General features: G+C 55.1%; 19 protein-coding genes. 11 read left to right on the forward strand and 8 right to left on the reverse strand.

Annotation, left to right across the window (positions count from 1 at the left end):
• The first annotated feature begins 22 nt into the window (after positions 1-22).
• From ACIPDS_RS14475 to xylR, 3 genes are all read left to right on the forward strand, one after another.
• Positions 23-1,564 carry a xylose ABC transporter ATP-binding protein gene (locus tag ACIPDS_RS14475; protein ID WP_400737070.1) on the forward strand — a complete coding sequence of 514 codons (1,542 nt, stop codon included), beginning with the start codon at positions 23-25 and terminating at the stop codon, positions 1,562-1,564.
• Positions 1,542-2,723: a xylose ABC transporter permease XylH gene (xylH, locus tag ACIPDS_RS14480; protein WP_400737072.1), complete on the forward strand. Its 1,182-nt coding sequence runs from the start codon at positions 1,542-1,544 to the stop codon at positions 2,721-2,723. The genes ACIPDS_RS14475 and xylH overlap by 23 nt, the downstream gene beginning before the upstream one ends.
• 68 nt (positions 2,724-2,791) lie before the next feature.
• Positions 2,792-3,976: a D-xylose utilization transcriptional activator XylR gene (xylR, locus tag ACIPDS_RS14485; RefSeq protein WP_400737075.1), complete on the forward strand. Its 1,185-nt coding sequence runs from the start codon at positions 2,792-2,794 to the stop codon at positions 3,974-3,976.
• Positions 3,977-4,040: 64 nt separating this feature from the next.
• Here xylR and ACIPDS_RS14490 read toward each other — a convergent pair whose 3' ends face one another.
• Positions 4,041-4,880: a protein bax gene (locus ACIPDS_RS14490; protein WP_400737078.1), complete on the reverse strand. Its 840-nt coding sequence runs from the start codon at positions 4,878-4,880 to the stop codon at positions 4,041-4,043.
• 308 nt (positions 4,881-5,188) lie between these two features.
• Between ACIPDS_RS14490 and ACIPDS_RS14495 the strand changes: the two genes are divergently transcribed.
• Together ACIPDS_RS14495 and avtA are read left to right on the forward strand one after the other, a co-directional pair.
• Positions 5,189-7,225: an alpha-amylase gene (locus tag ACIPDS_RS14495; RefSeq protein ID WP_400737081.1), complete on the forward strand. Its 2,037-nt coding sequence runs from the start codon at positions 5,189-5,191 to the stop codon at positions 7,223-7,225.
• Positions 7,226-7,396: 171 nt separating this feature from the next.
• Positions 7,397-8,650, forward strand: coding sequence for a valine--pyruvate transaminase (gene avtA / locus ACIPDS_RS14500; RefSeq protein ID WP_400737084.1), 1,254 nt, complete (start codon positions 7,397-7,399; stop codon positions 8,648-8,650).
• 45 nt (positions 8,651-8,695) lie between these two features.
• Here the strand turns inward: avtA and ACIPDS_RS14505 are convergent, their stop codons facing one another.
• Positions 8,696-9,157 (reverse strand): 4Fe-4S dicluster domain-containing protein, encoded by a 462-nt coding sequence (locus tag ACIPDS_RS14505; protein WP_400737087.1) that lies wholly within the window; start codon positions 9,155-9,157, stop codon positions 8,696-8,698.
• A 438-nt stretch (positions 9,158-9,595) separates the two neighbouring features.
• On the opposite strand from ACIPDS_RS14505, the gene ACIPDS_RS14510 reads away from it, so the two are divergent.
• Positions 9,596-9,931 (forward strand): hypothetical protein, encoded by a 336-nt coding sequence (locus ACIPDS_RS14510; protein WP_166515296.1) that lies wholly within the window; start codon positions 9,596-9,598, stop codon positions 9,929-9,931.
• Positions 9,932-10,045: 114 nt separating this feature from the next.
• On the opposite strand, the gene yiaY is transcribed toward ACIPDS_RS14510, so the two are convergent.
• The 5 genes from yiaY to ACIPDS_RS14535 form a co-directional block, all read right to left on the reverse strand.
• Positions 10,046-11,197 carry an L-threonine dehydrogenase gene (gene yiaY / locus ACIPDS_RS14515; RefSeq protein ID WP_400737091.1) on the reverse strand — a complete coding sequence of 384 codons (1,152 nt, stop codon included), beginning with the start codon at positions 11,195-11,197 and terminating at the stop codon, positions 10,046-10,048.
• A gap of 183 nt (positions 11,198-11,380) precedes the next feature.
• Positions 11,381-13,231: a selenocysteine-specific translation elongation factor gene (gene selB / locus ACIPDS_RS14520; RefSeq protein WP_400737094.1), complete on the reverse strand. Its 1,851-nt coding sequence runs from the start codon at positions 13,229-13,231 to the stop codon at positions 11,381-11,383.
• Positions 13,228-14,619: an L-seryl-tRNA(Sec) selenium transferase gene (gene selA / locus ACIPDS_RS14525; RefSeq protein WP_400737097.1), complete on the reverse strand. Its 1,392-nt coding sequence runs from the start codon at positions 14,617-14,619 to the stop codon at positions 13,228-13,230. Before selA ends, selB begins: the two co-directional genes overlap by 4 nt.
• A 96-nt stretch (positions 14,620-14,715) precedes the next feature.
• Positions 14,716-15,324, reverse strand: coding sequence for a glutathione S-transferase (locus ACIPDS_RS14530; protein ID WP_400737620.1), 609 nt, complete (start codon positions 15,322-15,324; stop codon positions 14,716-14,718).
• 211 nt (positions 15,325-15,535) lie between these two features.
• Positions 15,536-15,745, reverse strand: a complete 210-nt coding sequence (locus ACIPDS_RS14535; RefSeq protein ID WP_400737100.1) for a hypothetical protein — start codon at positions 15,743-15,745, stop codon at positions 15,536-15,538.
• A gap of 274 nt (positions 15,746-16,019) precedes the next feature.
• Between ACIPDS_RS14535 and ACIPDS_RS14540 the strand changes: the two genes are divergently transcribed.
• The 5 genes from ACIPDS_RS14540 (at position 16,020) to trmL (ending at position 20,984) form a co-directional block, all read left to right on the forward strand.
• Entirely contained in the window at positions 16,020-16,382 is a 363-nt protein-coding gene (locus ACIPDS_RS14540; protein ID WP_166515289.1) for a YibL family ribosome-associated protein, read from the forward strand.
• A 278-nt stretch (positions 16,383-16,660) separates the two neighbouring features.
• On the forward strand, positions 16,661-18,316 hold the full coding sequence (gene lldP, locus ACIPDS_RS14545; RefSeq protein ID WP_166515288.1) for an L-lactate permease: 1,656 nt from the start codon (positions 16,661-16,663) through the stop codon (positions 18,314-18,316).
• The gene (lldR, locus tag ACIPDS_RS14550) at positions 18,313-19,089 is read left to right on the forward strand and encodes a transcriptional regulator LldR (protein WP_400737105.1); all 777 of its coding nucleotides are present in this window, start codon (positions 18,313-18,315) and stop codon (positions 19,087-19,089) included. The genes lldP and lldR overlap by 4 nt, the downstream gene beginning before the upstream one ends.
• On the forward strand, positions 19,086-20,270 hold the full coding sequence (lldD, locus tag ACIPDS_RS14555) for an FMN-dependent L-lactate dehydrogenase LldD (protein ID WP_400737108.1): 1,185 nt from the start codon (positions 19,086-19,088) through the stop codon (positions 20,268-20,270). Before lldR ends, lldD begins: the two co-directional genes overlap by 4 nt.
• 240 nt (positions 20,271-20,510) lie before the next feature.
• Positions 20,511-20,984, forward strand: a complete 474-nt coding sequence (trmL, locus tag ACIPDS_RS14560) for a tRNA (uridine(34)/cytosine(34)/5-carboxymethylaminomethyluridine(34)-2'-O)-methyltransferase TrmL (protein ID WP_123651055.1) — start codon at positions 20,511-20,513, stop codon at positions 20,982-20,984.
• A gap of 86 nt (positions 20,985-21,070) precedes the next feature.
• Here trmL and cysE read toward each other — a convergent pair whose 3' ends face one another.
• Positions 21,071-21,892: a serine O-acetyltransferase gene (cysE, locus tag ACIPDS_RS14565; RefSeq protein WP_166515285.1), complete on the reverse strand. Its 822-nt coding sequence runs from the start codon at positions 21,890-21,892 to the stop codon at positions 21,071-21,073.
• Between the last annotated feature and the right edge of the window lie 36 nt (positions 21,893-21,928).

Genomic DNA, 21,928 nt, shown 5'->3' on the forward strand with positions numbered 1-21,928 from the left:
CTTACGCGGAGCACAAGCATCTATGCCGTATTTACTCGAAATGAAGAGCATTACCAAAACCTTCGGGGTGGTTAAGGCTATCGATAATGTCAGCTTAAGATTAAACCCAGGCGAGGTCGTTTCCTTGTGCGGTGAGAACGGCTCTGGCAAATCGACCTTAATGAAAGTCCTATGCGGTATTTATCCTCATGGCAGCTATGAGGGTGAAATTATTTTTGCCGGGGAAACTCTACGTCCCACACATATTCGCGATACCGAACGTAAAGGTATTGCCATTATTCACCAGGAGCTGGCGCTGGTTAAACATCTGACGGTGCTGGAGAATATCTTCCTCGGCACGGAAATCAGCCGCCACGGCGTACTCGACTACGACACCATGACGCTGCGCTGTGAGAAGCTACTGGCGCAGGTCAACCTCGCCATTTCGCCCGATACGCGCGTGGGTGATTTAGGGCTGGGCCAGCAGCAACTGGTTGAAATCGCTAAGGCTCTCAACAAACAGGTACGCCTGCTGATTCTCGATGAACCTACCGCCTCTCTTACCGAGCAGGAAACGGCCATTCTGCTCGATATTATCCGCGACCTGCAAAATCACGGTATCGCCTGCGTCTATATCTCGCACAAGCTCAATGAGGTGAAAGCCATTTCTGACACCATCTGCGTGATTCGTGACGGGCAGCATATCGGCACCCGCGACGCCAGCAGCATGAGTGAAGACGACATCATCACCATGATGGTCGGACGTGAACTCACCGCCCTCTATCCGAATGAGCCCCATACCGCCGGTGACGAAATTCTGCGGGTAGAAAATCTCACCGCCTGGCATCCCGTCAACCGTCATATTAAGCGCGTTAACGACATCTCATTTAGCCTGAAACGCGGGGAAATTCTCGGCATCGCCGGGTTGGTCGGCGCGGGGCGTACCGAAGCGGTACAGTGTCTGTTTGGCGTCTGGCGCGGTCGCTGGGAAGGAAAAATCTTTATTGATGGTCAGCAGGTCGCTATCAACAATTGCCAGCAGGCCATCGCTCACGGCATCGCCATGGTGCCGGAAGACCGCAAAAAAGACGGTATTGTGCCGGTAATGGCGGTGGGCAAAAACATAACTCTTGCCGCGTTGAGCGATTTTAGCGGCGCCTTAAGCAGCCTCGACGATGCCAAAGAGCAGCAGTGTATTTTACAATCCATTGAGCGACTTAAGGTCAAAACTTCTTCGCCGGATCTTGCGATTGGGCGGCTAAGCGGCGGCAATCAGCAAAAGGCCATTCTGGCACGTTGCCTGCTGCTCAATCCTCGCATCCTGATCCTCGATGAACCCACGCGCGGCATTGATATCGGCGCGAAATATGAAATCTACAAACTGATCAATCAACTTGTGCAACAAGGTATTGCCGTCATTGTGATCTCTTCTGAATTACCGGAAGTGCTGGGTTTAAGCGATCGCGTGCTGGTGATGCATGAAGGGAAACTGAAAGCCAATCTGGTGAACCATAACCTGACCCAGGAACAAGTGATGGAAGCCGCCTTAAGGAGCGAACGCCATGTCGAAAACCAATCCGTCTGAACTCAAACTGGCGGCCCCTGCACCGACCCCGGCGCTGCGGCTGAAATCATTAAATTTACAAGTTTTCGTGATGATCGCCGCGATTGTGGTGATTATGCTGTTCTTCACCTGGACCACTGATGGCGCCTACCTTAGCGCGCGTAACGTCTCAAATCTCCTGCGCCAGACCGCCATTACCGGCATTCTAGCCGTCGGTATGGTATTCGTCATTATCTCCGCGGAAATTGACCTTTCTGTCGGTTCGATGATGGGCTTGCTCGGCGGGGCCGCCGCTATTTTCGACGTCTGGTTCGGCTGGCCACTGCCTCTGACTATCATCGTGACGCTGGTCATGGGCCTGGTACTGGGCGCGTGGAATGGTTGGTGGGTCGCTTATCGTAAAGTGCCGTCCTTTATTGTCACCCTCGCCGGGATGCTCGCCTTCCGTGGTATTCTGATTGGTATCACGAATGGCACCACGGTATCGCCCACCAGCGCGGCAATGTCGCAAATCGGCCAGAGCTATCTGCCTAATGGTGTTGGCTTTACCTTTGGGGCGATTGGGCTAATGGCGTTTGTCGCCTGGCAGTGGCGCGGACGGGCACGTCGCCAGACGTTAGGACTCACTACTCTCCCGTCAACCGGTGTTGTGGGGCGTCAAGCACTGACGGCAGTCATCGTGTTAGGTGCCATCTGGCTGCTTAATGATTATCGTGGCGTACCGACGCCAGTACTGTTGTTGACGCTGCTGATGCTCGGCGGCATGTTTATGGCCATGCGCACCGCGTTCGGTCGCCGTATCTACGCTATCGGCGGCAATATTGAAGCTGCACGACTGTCCGGGATTAACGTTGAGCGTAATAAGCTCGCGGTATTTGCCATTAACGGCCTGATGGTGGCGATTGCCGGGCTTATCCTCAGCTCTCGCCTTGGCGCAGGCTCGCCGTCGGCGGGGAATATAGCAGAACTGGATGCTATCGCCGCATGCGTTATCGGCGGCACCAGCCTTGCAGGCGGTGTCGGTAGCGTCGCGGGCGCGGTCATGGGCGCATTTATTATGGCGTCGCTCGATAATGGAATGAGTATGATGGACGTCCCAACCTTCTGGCAATACATCGTCAAAGGTGCGATTTTGCTGCTTGCCGTCTGGATGGACTCCGCCACCAAACGGCGCGCCTGATTACCAGACCGTGGTGTTGCCAGACCGCTTTGGCAACACCCCTCATGATTCACGAGGAACCCTGAACCATGTTTGGAAAACGTCATCGCGTCACGCTGTTATTCAATGCCAACAAAGCTTTTGACCGTCAGGTGGTTGAAGGCGTGGGCGAATACTTACAGGCGTCACAGTCTGAGTGGGACATCTTTATCGAAGAAGATTTCCGTGCGCGTATTGAGAACATCAAGGAATGGCTCGGCGACGGCGTTATCGCCGACTACGATGACCCGACAATAGAAGCCTTACTCACCGATGTTGACGTGCCTATCGTCGGCGTTGGCGGCTCTTATCATCGTCAGGATCAGTACCCTCCCGTCCACTACATTGCGACCGATAACTATGCGCTGGTTGAAAGCGCCTTTTTACATTTGAAGGAAAAAGGGGTGCATCGTTTTGCATTCTACGGTTTGCCTTCTGCCAGCGGCAAACGCTGGGCCGAGGAGCGCGAATACGCATTTAGCCAGATCGTTGCCAAAGAGAAGTACCGTGGTGTTATCTATCAGGGCCAGCAAACCGCGCCGGAAAATTGGCAGCATGCGCAAAATCGGCTGGCCGACTGGCTGCAAACGCTACCGCCGCAAACGGGCATTATCGCCGTCACCGACTCCCGAGCACGCCACGTTTTGCAAGCCTGTGAGCATTTGCATATTCCCGTGCCCGAGAAGCTATGCGTGATAGGAATTGATAATGAAGAACTCACCCGCTATCTCTCCCGCGTGGCCCTCTCATCGGTGGCGCAGGGCGCAAGACAGATGGGCTATCAAGCGGCAAAACTGATGCAGCGACTGCTCGACAACGAAGCATTACCGCTCCAGCGCGTGCTGGTGCCGCCAATGCGTGTGATGGAACGCCGCTCAACCGATTACCGTTCGCTAAACGACCCGGCGGTGATCCAGGCTATGCACTACATCCGTAATAACGCCTGCAAGGGCATTAAGGTCGAGCAGGTTCTGGACTCGGTTGGCATTTCCCGCTCTAACCTCGAAAAGCGTTTCAAAGAGGAAGTGGGGGAAACTATCCACGCCGTGATCCACAGCGAAAAGCTGGAAAAAGCACGCAGCCTGCTGGTTTCGACGTCGCTATCAATTAACGAAATCTCACAGATGTGCGGCTATCCATCGCTACAGTATTTTTATTCAGTGTTTAAGAAAGAGTATGACACTACGCCGAAGGAGTACCGCGAGCAGCATAGCGAGGCCTTGGTGCAGGCTTAGGTTGCTTCGTCGCAAACAAAAAAGCCTTCCATCGCTGGAAGGCTTTTTTACGATTCAGAACCGATTACATATGCGCGGCAATCAGACGCTGGTTATCCTGATACATCGCAAACAGGTAGTCGTTATAGCTAGAACCTTTAGTCGAATAGCCTTTCAGCTTATGGATCATCGCCGTGGCGGTGACTTCCTGATCCGTTTTACGCAGTTGCGCGCGTGACTTACGGAACGAAGAATAAGCCGGGTGCGTATTCAGGTTTCTTGCATACGCCTGCACGGACTCTTTCACTGAGTCAAAACGGGTATACCCGTTCATCGCACCTGCGCCACAACCCTTTCCGCACTTCATGCCGAACAGGTTGTTGTTATTACGCGCCAGTTTAGAAGTACCCCAACCGCTTTCTGCGGCCGCCATGGTAGCAACCATGCTGCCTGGAATAATATCGACACGTTCAAGCAGCGAGTTCCACGGCACCTTACGGGTATTGCCGTTCCAGCTCACTTTATAGCGAGCGGCAATATCTTTCAGACGCGCACGCTCACTCGGCGACCATCGGCCTTCGTACTGCTTGGAAACCAACCAGTTACGATCTGCGGTGATGGCTGCATTTTGACTTGTGATATAAGGCATTACCGTCCGGAGAAACGCGCGTTTCCGTGGTGTTCCGGAAGGGTATTTTCGCAAATCAGGAAGTGAACTGCTCTTTACACTATTGCGAGAATACTCTTGTTTACTGCTGGCCTTTCTAAAACTTGTCTTGTTTGCCGTAACTTTATGATGCTTTGTTACCGAGGCTTTTTGATGCTTTGTTACCGTGTGTGTTTTTGCGAACACCCCACCTGAAAATGTGCAGATGAGTAACATGAGAATCGCGGCCCCATATCGTCGGATGGGAGTCGATATCATTAGGTCTCCTGGTCGGATGCAATCATTCCAACGCCTTCTTATTTAATAAAATTGCGAGCTTAATCGCAAATTATAGCAAAAATAGCCCAAAATAGCACGTCTAAGAAATAGTCCGATTCCGAAACGGCACACCGGACGCGATTCAGCATATGCCAATTCGCACTGACAAAATGCCGGACAGCTCTCATTTTAGCTCATTTTTTGACCGCCATCACTCAGCCCTTACTCTCCTCCTGGCCTGGGGAGGATAACAGCGCAGCGCCCGACTGGCACACTTGAGAAAATCCCCTCTGGCACAGGATACTGGAATGAAACTCGCCGCTATTCTTCCGTTACTGATACCCGCTTTCGCGAGCGCCGCAAGCTGGACGACTGACGATTTCCCGGCATTTTCTGCCGACGGAACGGGTAAATTCAGTAGCCAAAAAACGTTGACCAAGAGTACTCGCCCTCTTCGATTGAATTTTGACCAACAGTGCTGGCAGCCCTCTTCCGCCATTCGCCTGAACCAAATGCTCTCGCTGGAGCCGTGCAAAGGCGAGGCGCCACAATGGCGTCTGTTCCGTGATGGCACCTATACGCTGGAAGTCGATACCCGCTCCGGTACGCCTACGCTGACCATTGCCGTCAACAGCGCCGCTGAGGCCAGCGCAGCGCAGGTTTCCGTCCGTCAATGTCCGCGCTGGGACGGAAAACCACTGACGCTGGATGTTAGCCAGACGTTTGCCGAAGGTAGCCTTGTCCGCGATTTCTACAGCGGTAAGACGGCCGTTGTCACCCAGGGGAAAATTACCTTACAACCCGCAGAGCACAGCAATGGCTTATTGTTGCTGGAAAGTGCGGCTAGCGAAAAAACCGCCCCATTTAGCTGGCACAACGCCACGGTCTACTTCGTGCTGACCGACCGCTTCGTTAACGGCGACCCCGGTAACGACAATAGCTATGGTCGCCATAAAGATGGGATGCAGGAAATTGGCACCTTTCACGGTGGCGATCTTAAAGGGCTCACCAGCAAGCTCGACTATCTGCAAAAATTGGGCGTCAACGCGCTGTGGATAAGCTCACCGCTTGAGCAGATCCACGGCTGGGTCGGTGGCGGCACGAAAGGCGATTTCCCGCATTATGCCTATCACGGCTACTACACTCAGGATTGGACCACGCTCGATGCCAACATGGGCACGGAAGCCGATCTGCGCGCGCTGGTTGACGGTGCCCATCAGCGCGGCATCCGCATTTTGTTTGATGTGGTGATGAACCACACCGGCTACGCGACGCTTGCCGATATGCAGCAGTACCAGTTTGGCGCGCTTTATCTGCAAGGCGAGGAAATCACTAAAACCCTGGGCCAGCACTGGACCGACTGGAAACCTGGCCCCGGGCAGAGCTGGCACAGCTTCAACGACTACATCAATTTCAGCGACAAAGCCGCCTGGGAAAACTGGTGGGGCAAAGCATGGATCCGCACGGATATCGGCGATTACGACAATCCGGGTTTTGACGACCTGACCATGTCGCTGGCTTTCCTTCCCGATCTGAAAACCGAATCCACGACGCCCGGCGGATTACCCAATTTCTATCGCCACAAGCCGGATACCCACGCAAAAGCCATCGACGGTTATACCCCGCGCGACTACCTCACCCACTGGCTTAGCCAATGGGTACGGGATTACGGTATTGACGGCTTCCGCGTGGATACCGCCAAACACGTCGAAATGGCGGCATGGCAGCAGTTGAAAACGCAGTCCACCGAAGCGCTGGCGGCGTGGAAGAAAGCCAATCCACAAAAAGCCGTGGATGATGCGCCATTCTGGATGACCGGCGAGGCCTGGGGCCACGGGGTTATGCAAAGCGACTATTACCGCCACGGCTTCGACGCGATGATTAACTTCGATTACCAGGATCAGGCGGCTAAGGCCAGCGACTGCCTGGCCAATATCGATGCCACCTGGCAACAGATGGCGGAAAAGCTTCAGAGCTTTAACGTTCTGAGCTATTTGTCGTCTCACGATACCCGCCTGTTCAGGGAGCAAGGCGGCAATGCGGCTGAACTGTTGCTGCTGGCTCCCGGTGCGGTACAGATTTTCTACGGCGATGAGTCAGATCGTCCCTTTGGCCCTACCGGCTCCGACCCGCTGCAAGGCACGCGTTCACAGATGAACTGGCAGGATGTCGCCGGTCGCTCTGCGCAGACCGTCGCACACTGGCAGACTCTGGGGCAGTTCCGCGCCCGTCACCCGGCCATTGGCGCAGGTTTGCAGACCACGCTTTCTCTCCCCCAGGGCTACGGTTTTGTTCGTGAAAATGGACAGGATAAAGTGATGGTAGTCTGGGCAGGTAACCGCTGATTTATGCTTCATACAGCCTGCGCCCGGCGCGCAGGCTTTTAGCACAAAACGCTAACCAATACGCAATATCACGCGTTATCCACTTAATAATCCTCCAGCAGCTCATTTGCACCGCATCGTGAGTGGCGTTATCGTTACCGACATCACAAAATAAGCAATAGAAAATCAGCTATGACATTTTCACTTTTCGGCGACAAGTTCACCCGCCATACAGGCATCGCCCGCCTGATGGAAGACCTCAACGACGGTTTACGCACCCCAGGCGCCATCATGCTTGGCGGCGGTAATCCGGCGCAAATCCCAGAGATGAACAGTTACTTTACGAATCTCCTGGCCCAGATGCTGGAAAGCGGCAAAGTCTCTGAAGCGCTATGCAATTACGATGGCCCACAAGGGAAGAACGATCTGCTCGTCGCCCTCGCCGATATGCTGCGAAATGAATTAGGTTGGGAGATTGGCCCGCAGAATATTGCACTGACAAATGGCAGCCAAAGCGCATTTTTCTACTTGTTTAACCTGTTTGCCGGACGCCGCGCCGATGGCACCACTCGCAAGGTGCTTTTTCCGCTGACGCCGGAGTACATCGGCTACGCAGATTCCGGTCTTGAAGACGATCTTTTCGTCTCGACGCGCCCTCACATCGAGTTACTGCCGGAAGGGCAGTTTAAGTACCACGTCGATTTCGACAACCTGCCAATCGGCGAAGATACGGGGATGATCTGCGTTTCTCGGCCAACCAACCCGACGGGGAATGTCATTACCGACGATGAAGTGAAGAAGCTGGATGTATTGGCCCGTCAGCATAACGTCCCGCTGGTTATCGACAACGCCTACGGCGTGCCCTTCCCCGGCATTATCTTTAGCGAAGCCACGCCGCTTTGGAACCCAAACACCATCTTGTGTATGAGCCTGTCTAAGCTTGGCTTACCGGGTACCCGCTGCGGGATTATTATCGCCAATGAGAAAATCATCACCGCCATCAGCAATATGAACGGCATTATTAGCCTCGCGCCCGGCGGCATAGGCCCTGCCATGATGTGTGAAATGATTAAGCGCAAAGACTTGCTGCGCCTGTCGGAAACGGTTATCAAACCGTTCTACTATCAGCGCGTTCAGGAAACTATCGCTACCATTCGCCGCTATTTACCGGAAGATCGCTGCCTGATTCATAAACCGGAAGGCGCGATTTTCCTGTGGCTGTGGTTTAAAGATTTGCCGATCACCACTGAGGAACTGTATCAGCGGCTGAAAAAACGTGGCGTCCTGATGGTTCCCGGCAACTTCTTCTTCCCGGGCCTGGACAAACCGTGGGATCACACGCATCAATGTATGCGCATGAACTATGTTCCTGAGCCGGAAAAAATTGAAGCGGGCGTGAAGACTCTCGCCGAAGAGATTGCGCAAGCCTGGCGCGAAAAAGGCTAATGCAGGAGCGGTCAGGCTTTGCTTATTGGGCCTGACCTCAACCACCTACATGAATGCGGGCTTCACGATTTGCCCAACATCAACACAGGCCAGCGCCTGCGTAGGACACGCCGCCACGCAGGCTGGTCCTTCCTCACGATGACGGCATAAATCGCATTTTACCGCCTGCGCCCGTGACCGTTGCACAACCACGTTCATCGCGCCAAACGGACAGGCGAGCATACAGCTCTTACACCCGATGCAGCGTGCTTGATCGACGCTGATATAGCCATCTTTGCGCGAGATGGCCCCCGTTGGGCAGACATTTCCGCACGGTGAGTCTTCACACTGGTGACAAGCTACCGCCGTCGAAAACGTATCCCCCTTCACCACGCGAATACGCGGAAGGAACGCCTCACGCGATACCGCCGCGCAGGCCTGCTGCTCCTGATGCGCCACGACGCAGGCGACCTCGCACGTCCGGCAACCAATACACTTCATGGAATCAGCGACAATAAACGGGTTCATTCCCCACTCCGTTGTGGACAGTAAACCCTAAGAGTGCCAGAGCAGGTCGATGTTGTGCTTTGATCCGACATCGGTGGTCAGCATTTTTTGTTAGATGCCTGAGCCTATTCGGTCATTTGCCTCATGCCGAATGAACATGCTAATTACATTTACGATACCTCAGTAGCGCAGACGCTAACGTTGATTCCGTTGGATCAATGAGGGCAAGTACCCGTAATAGATAATCACGTAGGCCGGATAAGGCGAAAGCCGCCATCCGGCAATCTGCACCGCGCCGCCCGATGGCGCTACGCTTATCAGGCCTACCTGTTGCAGGTGCTCACTGTACCTACAAATATTGAGAGCTTTGTCCGATCTCAAACTTTGATTAGCTATCACCTCAGTATCGTTTCACCTATAGTTGTTTCCACGTTTTCCAACAACATAGCGCACAATAACATGGACGAATTCCAGACCGTTTCGCTGAAAAAAATCAGCGCGGGCAGCCTGTTTAAAATCCACCTGCTGGGCCTGATGTGCTCACTGGTGCCATTGGGTATTTTTAACGGTATTTTAGGGGCAATTGGTATTACGCTTATTGCCGTCCGCTGGAACGGCGAGGTGATGCACGGCTTTGGCGTGCTTATTATCAGCCCGTTGTTTTTCGCCCTACTCGCACTGGTATTAACCGGGATTATGGGCTGCCTGAGCTGGCTTGGGCTGTGGATATACGGACAATGTCGTTCGCTAGAATTGCGTGTCGTTTACGACAATCAAAATTCGCAGGATAAATAAGGTGCCGGGGATTCCCGGCGGCGCTTCGCTTGGCCGGGCTACAGGATAGAGTAGCCCGGACGAGGCGTTTACGCCGACTCCGGGAAGCTCCCCCAAATCGGCGCGGCACAGGTATTACATCGCGGCGCGGAAAATCGCCATGATTTCGTCGTGCGTTGCCTGAATTGGGTTGGTAAAGCCGCAGGCATCTTTCAGCGCGTTGGTTGCCAGAACCGGGAAATCTTCTTCCTTCACGTTCAGGTCACGCAGACCGGCAGGGATATTCACCTGACGCGCCAGTTTACGAATCGCGTCGATGCAGGCTTGTGCGCCCTGCTCGTTGCTCATCGCGCCTACATCAATACCCATCGCCTGAGCACAGTCACGCAGACGTGCAGCGGCCACTTTACTGTTAAACACCTGCACATGCGGCAGCAGAACCGCATTGCATACGCCGTGTGGCAGATCGTAGAAACCGCCCAACTGGTGCGCCATTGCATGAACGTAGCCCAGAGAAGCGTTGTTGAACGCCATCCCTGCCAGGAACTGCGCGTAGGCCATCGCTTCACGCGCTTCACTGTTGCTACCGTTCTCTACCGCCGTTGGCAGATTTTGCACAATCATGGTGATCGCTTTCAGCGCACAAGCGTCGGTAATCGGCGTAGCAGCAGTTGAAACATAGGCTTCAATGGCGTGAGTCAGCGCATCCATCCCGGTCGCCGCGGTCAGCCCTTTCGGCATTCCTTCCATCAGTGAAGAGTCGTTGACCGACAGAACTGGCGTCACATGCTTATCAACGATGGCCATTTTGATATGGCGATCAACGTCAGTGATGATGCAGAAACGGGTCATTTCAGACGCCGTACCCGCCGTGGTGTTAATGGCAATCATCGGTAGCTGCGGTTTAGCAGAACGGTCGACGCCTTCGTAGTCACGAATGTCGCCGCCGTTGGAGGCCACCAGCGCAATCCCTTTCGCGCAGTCGTGCGGTGAACCGCCACCCAGCGAAATCACGCAGTCACAATCATTAGCACGCAGCATCTCCAGCCCTTCCTCAACGTTAACCGTCGTTGGATTCGGGTGCGTTCCATCAAACACCACGCTCAGAATGTCATATTCCTGGAGACGTTTTTGAATATCGCCAGCGACCCCAAGCTTATTCAAAACGGCATCGGTGACAATCAGGGCACGACGATAGCCGTAATCCTTCATGGTATTCATTGCGTCATTTAACGCGCCGTTGCCGATGACATTCACTGATGGAATGAAAAAAGTTGATGCAGCCATGATAGTTCCTTTATTTAATAAGCAGGCCACGAGGGTAGAGCAATAGAGCATGGGAAAATATGATCGGCATTGCATTTTTTCCCATCGGGAAAATAAAAAGCACGTCAGGTTGATATTCCTAACGTGCTGATTCTTCATCAATATATTTTTGTGTTTAAATTGATATATTTTCTATATCAATTGTTAATTTTTATTATCGGGGAAAAGTAGCGCATCGCGTAATAAATGATCATTTCCGCGACGACGCGTAAAGCCAATGCGGTTGAAATATTCCAGAATCTGAATGGCTAATTTCCGACCAACATTTAATTTATCACGGAAATCAGCCGCACAGGTCGAGCCTTTTTCCAGGTCAAGTTCACGGATCATACTGGCAAATGCCACAATGCGATCGTTGCGATAATAACGGTCTTTGACAACCGCCGTGATCATCCCCTGCTGCGCTGCCAGTCGTAATATACCGCGCATGGTGTTCTCTTCCGTACCGGTTTGCGCCGCCATATCGCGTACCCACCACGGTTCATCGCCAAACAGCGGTGCGGCCTTCATCCAGATGGCCTGCTGCTCGTCGGTAAACCCGGCTTTGTGATCTGGCAGATGCAGCCAACCGTGGTGGCTGGCAATGGTGCCGCTTTCACGCATCTGCTCAATCAGCGTCAGCACCAGCGCCTCATCTTCCATCGGCAACGCTATACGGCGTAGACGCTCACGCCCCGGGCCCGGTTCATCTTTGTGCTGTTCATGGTAAATCGCCAGCGCATCTAACAATTTACGCTGCCAGCGTGCCGCCAGCGGCGCATCCAACAGGCTATCCCCCGCGAGGATAAAACCAGGTTTAGCAATTAATTGCTGTAATCCAGAAGGACTCAACTGACGCGCCCAGCCAAACTCACCGAGCTTGACCGCATCGCGGGAGAGATGCACTGCGAGCGCCTGAGCGTCCTCTTTTGCCACCGCCAGCGTGGCAATCCACGCCAGATATTCAGCTTTACGTTTGCCGCGCCTTGGTGAGTTGAGGGTCACCACTCGCGCCCCCGCCAGCGTCGCTTTAGCCGAGATATCACGCAATACCAGGCGGTCGTTATCCGCCAGCCACAGCGGGGAATCGAGCACCAACTCTGCCAGATTGTTTTCCAGAAGCGATACGCGCCCGGTGATATGGCTGGCCGCATGGTGAATATGCAGCGGCTGCCATTGGCCGAGCGGCGCGTGGCTTTGCAGCTCAACAATCACGCGCTCAGAAGGTTCAGGCGGCGCTTCTGATAACAGCCAGTCACCCCGCTTGAGATCGTCTTTTTCGGCCGCCCCGACAATGTTTAGCGCAATTCGCTGCCCGCCGTGTGCCTGTTCGACCGATTGATTCTGCGCATGCAAACCGCGCACGCGCATCGGCGTATTTTTGCCCGTTAACCACAGCGTGTCGCCCACGCGGACATCGCCAGACAGCGCCGTGCCGGTGACCACTAAACCCGCACCTTTAACGGTGAACGCGCGGTCAATCGCCAGGCGGAACCGCTGATGCTCCATACGATCGCGCGCAGAGAGTTGACGTAAGTGGTCACGCAGCGCGTCAATCCCAACCCCTGCCGTCGCTGCCGTTTCAAATAACGTCGCCTCTTCAAAGCCAAATTCACGCAGAACGTCGGTTATTTGCTGGCGAACCTCCTCGATACGCGCGGTATCCACGCGATCGGTTTTGGTCAGCGCCACGGTCAGCGTCGGGTTCCCCGTCAGTTGCAGAATGGCCAGATGCTCGCGGGTTTGCGCCATCACGCCATCATCGCACGCCACCACCAGCAGGGCATGATCGATGCCGCCCACGCCCGCCAGCATGTTTGAGAGAAACTTTTCGTGACCGGGCACATCGATAAAGCCCAGCACGCGACCATCCGGCTGCGGCCAGTAGGCGTAGCCCAGGTCGATGGTCATGCCGCGGGATTTCTCTGCCGGCAGGCGGTCGGCGTTAATACCGGTAATGGCCTGCAACAGAGTGGTTTTGCCGTGGTCAACGTGCCCGGCGGTGGCAATAATCATTTCAACAACATCTCCAGAAAACGAGGTTCATCTTCAAGGCAGCGCAAATCCAGCCACAGGCGACCATCATAAATGCGCCCGATAACCGGGATAGGCAGGCTACGCCAGCGATTCGACAGCGTTTCAAGCTGGCTGCCACGACCGTCGAGCGGCGTCAACGCAATCGCGGCGCTTGGCAGACTTTCTGACGGCAGCGATCCGCTACCGATTTGTGAAGCACAGGGCATGACCTGCACGGAGAATTCATCACCGTAGCGCTGAGCCAGCGGTTCACGCAGGCGTAGCGCCTGCTGGTGAATCTCTTCTGCGCGCCGGCTTAATAAGCGTAGCGTCGGCAATTCAAGCGCCAGTTTTTCAGGATGCAGATACAGACGTAGCGTCGCTTCGAGCGCCGCCAGCGTCATTTTATCCGCCCGTAACACCCGTTTGAGCGGGTGGCTTTGAAGCTCGGCAATCAGCGCTTTCTTGCCGACGATGATCCCGGCCTGCGGGCCGCCCAGCAGTTTGTCACCGGAGAAGCTCACAAGGCTTACGCCCGCGGCAATCATCTCCTGCGGCATCGGCTCTTTTGGCAAGCCGTAACGGCTAAGGTCAATCAGTGAACCGCTACCCAAATCCGCCACTACCGGCACGTCGAGCTCACGGCCTATCTCCGCCAGTTCAGCTTCATCAACCGATTTGGTAAAGCCTTGAATGCTGTAGTTGCTGGTGTGTACCTTCATCAGCAGCCCGGTATTGTCGTTCACCGCCTGACGATAATCTTTGGCGTGGGTGCGGTTAGTGGTGCCCACTTCATGCAGGACGCAGCCCGCCTGGCGCATCACGTCGGGAATACGAAACGCGCCGCCAATCTCTACCAGCTCGCCGCGCGATACCACCACCTCTTTACCGGCCGACGTCGCCGCCAGCATCAAAAGCACCGCTGCGGCGTTGTTATTGACGATACAGGCATCTTCCGCACCGGTAATCCGGCACAGCAGATCGGCCAACGCGCGATCGCGATGCCCGCGCCCGGCGCCGTCTAAATCATATTCCAGCGTTACCGGATCGCGCATTGCCTGGGTGACGGCATCAATGGCCGACTGCGCCTGTTGTGCACGGCCCAGGTTGGTATGCAGCACGGTACCGGTGAGATTGATGACCGGGCGCAGCGCGCTTTGCGCATCAACGTTCAGGCGTTTTTCCGTCTCCCGCGCCCAGTCCTCACTCCATGCAGGAAGTGCGTGCTGTTCGCGGATGCTCAGACGCGCTTCATCCTGCATCTGGCGGAGCTGTTCCACCACCTGCGAGTGACCATGAGCATCGAGTAAACGGGTAAATGCCCGATCGCGAAGCAGGCGATCGGTGGCAGGAAGCTGGCTGTAGAGCGAACGGTTTTCGGTAGTCATGAGTAGGCCTGACGGTTAAATGTTACCCCTCCCGCCGGGAGAGGGAGTCATAAGGGGATTGTACAACGCAGAGCAACCTGGTGTTATAGCGTTCAATCAAGCCTTTGGCGGTTCGGTACGGGCAAAGCTTTCGCGCAGGAATAGCGTTTCGACCAGTTTCACCAGATTGGGTCGGTCCACACACCAGCCCGGCGCAATGCGGCGGAAGTTCAGGTAGCCAATCGCGCAGGCAATGGCGATCGTAGCAAGATTGAGGGTATCGGTTTTCAGCGTGCCATCCACCAGGTAGCCTTCCAGCGCATCCAGGCTGCGAGAGATTTTCTCCCGCTGACGTAAAACTTCCTCTTCGGACTGCTGCCCGGCCGGACGCGCCAGCTCACGAACGGAGGTCAGTCCCGCGTCCATTATGCCATCAGCCAATGCTTCAAGCTGGCGCACCTTTAGCGCCGCCAGCGGGTCGCGTGGCACCATATCCGGCGCAACGTCGAGCTGTTCGATATATTGGGCAATAATCGGCGAGTCAAACCAGTATTCGCCGTCGTCGGTCACCAGTGCGGGCACTTTGCCCAATGGATTAAACTGCGCGACGCCATTTTCTGCGTTATAGGGCTGCTCGTTCACAAACTCAAAGGCGAGCCCCTTTTCCAGTAAGAGGATTGATATTTTACGTACAAAAGGGCTGGTGTAGCTGCCGACCAGTTTCATCATTATCTCCTTTGTGCCAACAAAGAGATCAGTATGGCTCAGGCCGCCGCATTCGCCCTCAGGTTTTTACTGACCAGGTGATCCAGGTAGAGATTATGGGCGTCAGGCATTTCGCCATCATCCAGAAGGGAGATGTTGAGCGAGAGACGAGCAGTAAAAATCGCTGGTAACGGAGGGGATGCATTACCAGCGAGAAACGCATCTTGCCGCGTTATTTGCGAGGTTTTTCCACGGGGCGGTAAAGGTCGCGATAGTACTCCAACCGCGCCAGGAACATCTCCGCTTTGTCTTCAGGAATATCAGCAGGAACATGGTCAGAATGCGGCCGTTTGTGTAAATACTCCATGAATGCCTGACTGGAAGCCATGAAATCTACCGCTTTATCAATTATGCGTGGTACGTTTTCACCCATTTTGTTCATCGCATATCCTCCCTCTACAAGATCCCTCTTAAGCATGGATAATCTTCAGAATTAGGGTTGAGGAAAATGTGCGAATTTAGGCCAGTAGTTTTCTAAAAAGCGATCCAGTTAACTATTTCATGAAATAGCAATGAAATTCAATACTTTATATATATTCACTGCGAATTATCGCCTGATGAAATTAGCCCATTTTGTATAATTAACTACCAGAAATGAGCGACAACGCGCATACTAGAGAGCATCACGTCTATTTTATTATCAGAATATCAGCAACATGAAAGAAATCGAAAAGAACGAAATCAAACGCCTGAGCGACCTGCTTGACGCCATTCGCCACCAGCAGGCAGCACTCTCTTTGGTCGATAGCGCTGAAAAGTACGCTGAATTAGAAGCGGAAAAAGCGAAGCTCGAAACTGAAATCGCACGTCTGCGCGAGGTGCATTCACAGAAGCTGAGCAAAGAAGCGCAAAAGCTGGCAAAACTGCCGTTTAGCCGTGCTATCACTAAAAAAGAACAAGCGAACATGGGGGCGCTGAAAAAGAGCGTTCGCGGTATCGTTGTGGTTCATCCAATGACCGCTCTGGGTCGTGAGATGGGCCTGCAGGTTATGACCGGGTTCGCTAAAACCGAGTTCTAATCTCCCGTTCCTCACCTTCTCCCGCCCGGGAGAAGGTGTGTTTGCTCCACGCTTCCCCTCTAAATTGGCCCAACCAATTCAACAACCAAACCGCTATCACTTCACAAGTTAACCATAAACCGTCACAATAGCATTGCTCATGCATAACATTTGGTTAACCATTCATTGTCATTATCCCTACACCATCTAATTGGCAGGGCCACTTTTACACAAACTGTGACGCACAGATGAGCCCAGACTCACCGCGAAGCAATGCGTGCGGCCCCCTGGAGACCTGCATGAGCCTCTGGCAACAAAACTACGACCCGGCTGGGAATATCTGGCTATCAAGCCTGATAGCATCGCTCCCAATCCTGTTCTTCTTCTTCGCGCTGATTAAGCTCAAGCTGAAAGGTTATGTAGCAGCGAGCTGGACGGTGGCTATCGCGCTGGCCGTCGCGCTACTGTTCTATAAAATGCCGGTCGACCGGGCGCTAGCGTCGGTGGTATACGGTTTCTTCTACGGCCTGTGGCCGATTGCCTGGATTATTATCGCTGCCGTTTTCGTCTACAAAATCTCGGTGAAAACCGGGCAGTTCGACATCATTCGTTCGTCGATTCTCTCCATCACCCCAGACCAGCGTTTGCAGATGCTGATTGTCGGCTTCTCCTTCGGGGCTTTCCTTGAAGGGGCGGCAGGATTTGGCGCACCGGTTGCTATTACCGCCGCGCTGTTAGTTGGGCTGGGCTTTAACCCGCTGTACGCTGCGGGGCTATGTCTTATCGTCAACACCGCGCCGGTTGCCTTTGGTGCGATGGGGATTCCGATTCTGGTCGCAGGCCAGGTTACCGGTCTGGACAGCTTCGAAATCGGTCAGATGGTTGGCCGTCAGCTGCCGTTCCTGACCATTATCGTGCTGTTCTGGATCATGGCGATTATGGACGGCTGGCGCGGGATAAAAGAAACCTGGCCTGCGGTGATGGTCGCGGGCGGTTCGTTTGCTATCGCGCAGTACCTCAGCTCTAACTTCCTCGGCCCGGAACTGCCCGATATCATCTCCTCACTGGTATCGCTGGTCTGCCTGACGCTGTTCCTCAAACGCTGGCAGCCAGTGCGTATCTTCCGCTTTGGTGATATGGGCGCATCGCAGGTCGATATGGATCTGTCGCGTACCCGCTACACTGCCGGGCAGATCGTTCGTGCCTGGTCGCCGTTCCTGTTCCTCACCGCTACCGTCACCCTGTGGAGCATTCCACCGTTCAAAGCGTTGTTTGCCCCGGGCGGCGCGCTATACGATCTGGTGATTAATATTTCGGTGCCGTACCTCGACAAACTGGTCGCGCGTATGCCACCGGTGGTGAATCAGGCGACCGCCTATGCGGCGGTGTATAAATTTGACTGGCTCTCCGCCACCGGCACCGCCATTCTGTTTGCCGCACTGCTCTCGATAGTCTGGCTGCGCATGAAGCCGAAAGAGGCCATCAGCACCTTCGGTTCTACCCTTAAAGAGCTGGCGTTACCGATTTACTCTATCGGCATGGTGCTGGCGTTCGCCTTTATCTCTAACTACTCCGGCCTGTCCTCGACGCTGGCATTGGCGCTGGCGCACACCGGTCATGCCTTTACCTTCTTCTCGCCGTTCCTCGGCTGGCTTGGCGTATTCCTGACCGGCTCAGACACCTCCTCCAACGCCCTGTTCGCCGCGCTCCAGGCCACCGCCGCGCAGCAGATTGGCGTCTCGGACGTGCTGCTGGTTGCCGCTAACACTACCGGCGGCGTGACCGGGAAGATGATTTCACCGCAGTCCATCGCTATTGCCTGTGCGGCGGTAGGCCTGGTCGGTAAAGAATCTGACCTGTTCCGTTTCACCGTGAAACACAGCCTGATTTTCACCTGTATGGTGGGCGTGATTACCACGCTGCAGGCGTATGTCTTAACCTGGATGATTCCGTGATTACACTGCCCAAACGTCTGTCAGACGATGTCGCCTGCCGCGTGCGGGCGCTGATTGAAGAACAACAGCTGGAAGCGGGTATGCGATTGCCCGCTGAACGTAAACTGGCAAGCCAGCTTGGCGTCTCGCGCAATTCACTGCGTGAGGCGCTGGCGAAACTGGTCAGTGAAGGATTGCTGCTTAGCCGTCGCGGCGGCGGCACTTTCGTACGCTGGCAGCACGAGGGCTGGTCTGAACAAAATATCGTGCAGCCGCTGAAAACCCTGCTCGCCGATGACCCGGATTACAGCTTTGATATCCTCGAAGCTCGCCACGCCATCGAAGCCAGCACCGCATGGTATGCGGCGATGCGCGCCACCGATGCCGATAAAGAAAAAATCCGCCTCTGTTTTGAAGCCACCCAAAGCCACGACCCGGATCTCGCCTCACAGGCCGACGTGCGTTTCCATTTAGCCATTGCCGAGGCGTCCCACAATGTGGTGCTTCTGCAAACCATGCGCGGATTTTTCGACCTGCTGCAATCCTCGGTGATTCAGAGCCGCGAGCGCATGTATCTGGTGCCACCGGTATTTGCGAAGCTGACCGAACAGCATCTGGCCATCCTCGATGCCATTACCGCCGGTGACGCCGAAGGTGCACGCCAGGCGATGATGGCGCATCTTGGTTTCGTCCACACCACCATTAAACGTTTTGATGAAGACCTGGCCCGCCAGGCGCGGATCACCCGCTTGCCCGACGACCACACTGATATTTCCAGGGAGAAAAAAGCATGATTATTTCCGCCGCCAGTGACTACCGCGCCGCCGCACAGCGCATCCTGCCACCGTTCTTGTTCCACTACATTGACGGAGGCGCGTATGCGGAACATACCCTGCGGCGCAACGTGGAAGACCTGTCGGATGTGGCGCTGCGTCAGCGCATACTGAAAAACATGTCCGATCTGAGCCTGGAAACCACATTGTTCAACGAGCAGCTTGCGATGCCGGTAGCCCTTGCGCCGGTTGGCCTGTGCGGCATGTATGCTCGTCGTGGTGAAGTGCAGGCCGCCGCCGCCGCGGATGCCAAAGGCATTCCGTTTACCCTCTCCACCGTGTCGGTGTGTCCGATTGAAGAAGTGGCGCCAACCATCAAGCGCCCGATGTGGTTCCAGCTATATGTGCTGCGCGATCGCGGCTTTATGCGTAACGCGCTGGAGCGGGCGAAGGCGGCTGGCTGTTCAACGCTGGTGTTTACCGTCGATATGCCAACGCCGGGTGCGCGCTACCGCGATGCCCATTCCGGCATGAGCGGACAAAATGCCGCAATGCGTCGCTACTGGCAGGCGGTCACTCATCCACAGTGGGCGTGGGACGTGGGGCTGAACGGTCGTCCACACGATTTAGGCAATATTTCCACCTACCTCGGTAAACCGACCGGGCTGGAAGACTACATTGGCTGGCTAGCCAATAACTTCGATCCGTCAATCTCGTGGAAAGACCTCGAGTGGATCCGTGAATTCTGGGACGGCCCGATGGTGATCAAAGGGATCCTCGACCCGGAAGACGCACGTGACGCAGTGCGTTTTGGCGCCGATGGGATTGTGGTCTCCAACCACGGCGGTCGCCAGCTCGACGGCGTGCTCTCTTCCGCCCGTGCGCTCCCGGCCATCGCTGATGCGGTGAAGGGTGATATCGCCATTCTGGCCGACAGCGGGATCCGTAACGGACTGGATGTGGTGCGTATGATTGCGCTGGGCGCGGATACCGTCCTGCTGGGGCGTGCGTATCTGTATGCGCTGGCAACGCAGGGTCAGGCGGGGGTGGCGAACCTGCTGAATCTGGTTGAGAAAGAGATGAAGGTGGCGATGACGCTGACCGGGGCGAAATCGATTAAAGAGATTAGCCGCGATTCGCTGGTTCACAACGCTGAAGCGGCGCAGGTATTTAATGCGATTAAGCAGGGGAGTGCTGCGTAGTTCAGTGCGGGGGGTTCCCCTCACCCTAACCCTCTCCCCGAAGGGGCGAGGGGACCGTTCGGCGTCGTTTGATGCTTTTGCTCTCTCCCTGACCCTTACCCCACAGGAGCGAGGGGGACGTCTGGTCAACGTTTGCATATTCGCAGACCGGCGCTGCTCCCTCTCCCTTTCAGGGAGAGGGCCGGGGTGAGGGTTTCCCCAAATTCTGCTATCCTGCCCCCCGCAATCCAAGGGGGCAGCATGCTTAACATCGTTTTATTCGAACCTGAAATCCCGCCGAATACCGGGAACATCATCCGTCTGTGCGCCAATACCGGCTTTCGCCTGCATATCATCGAACCGATGGGCTTTGCCTGGGATGACAAACGCCTACGTCGCGCAGGTCTCGATTACCATGAGTTCACCGCCGTCACGCGCTATGCCGATTACGCCGCGTTTGTTGAGAGCGAAAACCCGCAGCGTCTGTTTGCCCTGACCACCAAAGGTACGCCCGCACATAGCGCGGTGAGCTATCAGGACGGTGACTATCTGATGTTTGGCCCGGAAACGCGCGGACTGCCTGCGACCATTCTGGATGCGCTGCCGCCAGAGCAAAAAATTCGTATTCCGATGATGCCGGACAGCCGCAGTATGAACTTGTCGAACGCGGTGTCGGTGGTGGTGTATGAGGCGTGGCGCCAGCTGGGGTATCCGGGCGCGGTATTGCGCAGCTGATATTTGCCGGATGGCGGCTACGCCTTATCCGGCCTGCATATTACGGTAGCCCGGCCAAGCGCAGCGCCGCCGGGAAGGCAACAACTTCAAATCCCGTCGCCGTACTCAAATCCGTGGTTAATGCCGTTGAAGTGCTGATCCATATCCATCGACGGTTTATCCGACTCCGGCTTGCCGACGATACGCGCCGGGACGCCTGCGGCAGTGGTATGCGGTGGCACAGGCTGTAAAACCACCGAACCGGCGCCAATCTTCGCGCCGCGCCCTACTTCGATATTGCCGAGAATTTTCGCTCCAGCGCCAATCATCACGCCTTCGCGGATTTTCGGGTGACGGTCGCCGCTGGTTTTACCGGTACCGCCCAGGGTCACCGATTGCAGAATCGACACGTCGTTTTCAATCACCGCCGTTTCACCCACCACAATACCGGTAGCATGGTCGAGCATTATGCCGCGACCAATTTTTGCCGCTGGGTGGATATCCACCTGGAACGACACTGACACCTGATTTTGCAGGAAAATAGCCAGCGCACGACGCCCCTGCCCCCACAGCCAGTGGCCAATGCGGTAAGCCTGCAAAGCGTGGAAGCCTTTTAGATAAAGGAGCGGCGTAGAATATTTATCGACCGCCGGGTCACGGGTGCGCACGGCCTGAATATCACAGGCGGCTGAGGCGATCATTTCTGGATCAGCTGCGTAGGCTTCCTCCACCACTTCTCGAATGGCGATGGCCGGCATAATTGGCGATGCCAGCTTGTTGGCGAGCATGTAGCTTAATGCACTGCCCAGATTTTCATGCTTGAGTAGCGTAGCGTGATAGAAGCTGGCGAGCATAGGCTCGCAGTCGGCCAAGGCGCGGGCTTCGGCTTTAATATTGTTCCAGACAATTTCCAGTTCTTCACACGACATTGCATACTCCAGACGTATTGGAACGATCGGCCAGTC

Source organism: Kluyvera sp. NPDC087067 (genome assembly GCF_044745165.1).
Taxonomy (GTDB): Bacteria; Pseudomonadota; Gammaproteobacteria; order Enterobacterales; family Enterobacteriaceae; genus Kluyvera.

Bases quoted from the DNA above. Each gene is read 5' to 3' on its own strand.
- ACIPDS_RS14475 (WP_400737070.1), top strand. From the start codon at position 23: ATGCCGTATTTACTCGAAATGAAGAGCATTACCAAAACCTTCGGGGTG.
- xylH (WP_400737072.1), top strand. From the start codon at position 1,542: ATGTCGAAAACCAATCCGTCTGAACTCAAACTGGCGGCCCCTGCACCG.
- xylR (WP_400737075.1), top strand. From the start codon at position 2,792: ATGTTTGGAAAACGTCATCGCGTCACGCTGTTATTCAATGCCAACAAA.
- ACIPDS_RS14490 (WP_400737078.1), bottom strand. From the start codon at position 4,880: ATGATATCGACTCCCATCCGACGATATGGGGCCGCGATTCTCATGTTA.
- ACIPDS_RS14495 (WP_400737081.1), top strand. From the start codon at position 5,189: ATGAAACTCGCCGCTATTCTTCCGTTACTGATACCCGCTTTCGCGAGC.
- avtA (WP_400737084.1), top strand. From the start codon at position 7,397: ATGACATTTTCACTTTTCGGCGACAAGTTCACCCGCCATACAGGCATC.
- ACIPDS_RS14505 (WP_400737087.1), bottom strand. From the start codon at position 9,157: ATGAACCCGTTTATTGTCGCTGATTCCATGAAGTGTATTGGTTGCCGG.
- ACIPDS_RS14510 (WP_166515296.1), top strand. From the start codon at position 9,596: ATGGACGAATTCCAGACCGTTTCGCTGAAAAAAATCAGCGCGGGCAGC.
- yiaY (WP_400737091.1), bottom strand. From the start codon at position 11,197: ATGGCTGCATCAACTTTTTTCATTCCATCAGTGAATGTCATCGGCAAC.
- selB (WP_400737094.1), bottom strand. From the start codon at position 13,231: ATGATTATTGCCACCGCCGGGCACGTTGACCACGGCAAAACCACTCTG.
- selA (WP_400737097.1), bottom strand. From the start codon at position 14,619: ATGACTACCGAAAACCGTTCGCTCTACAGCCAGCTTCCTGCCACCGAT.
- ACIPDS_RS14530 (WP_400737620.1), bottom strand. From the start codon at position 15,324: ATGAAACTGGTCGGCAGCTACACCAGCCCTTTTGTACGTAAAATATCA.
- ACIPDS_RS14535 (WP_400737100.1), bottom strand. From the start codon at position 15,745: ATGAACAAAATGGGTGAAAACGTACCACGCATAATTGATAAAGCGGTA.
- ACIPDS_RS14540 (WP_166515289.1), top strand. From the start codon at position 16,020: ATGAAAGAAATCGAAAAGAACGAAATCAAACGCCTGAGCGACCTGCTT.
- lldP (WP_166515288.1), top strand. From the start codon at position 16,661: ATGAGCCTCTGGCAACAAAACTACGACCCGGCTGGGAATATCTGGCTA.
- lldD (WP_400737108.1), top strand. From the start codon at position 19,086: ATGATTATTTCCGCCGCCAGTGACTACCGCGCCGCCGCACAGCGCATC.
- trmL (WP_123651055.1), top strand. From the start codon at position 20,511: ATGCTTAACATCGTTTTATTCGAACCTGAAATCCCGCCGAATACCGGG.
- cysE (WP_166515285.1), bottom strand. From the start codon at position 21,892: ATGTCGTGTGAAGAACTGGAAATTGTCTGGAACAATATTAAAGCCGAA.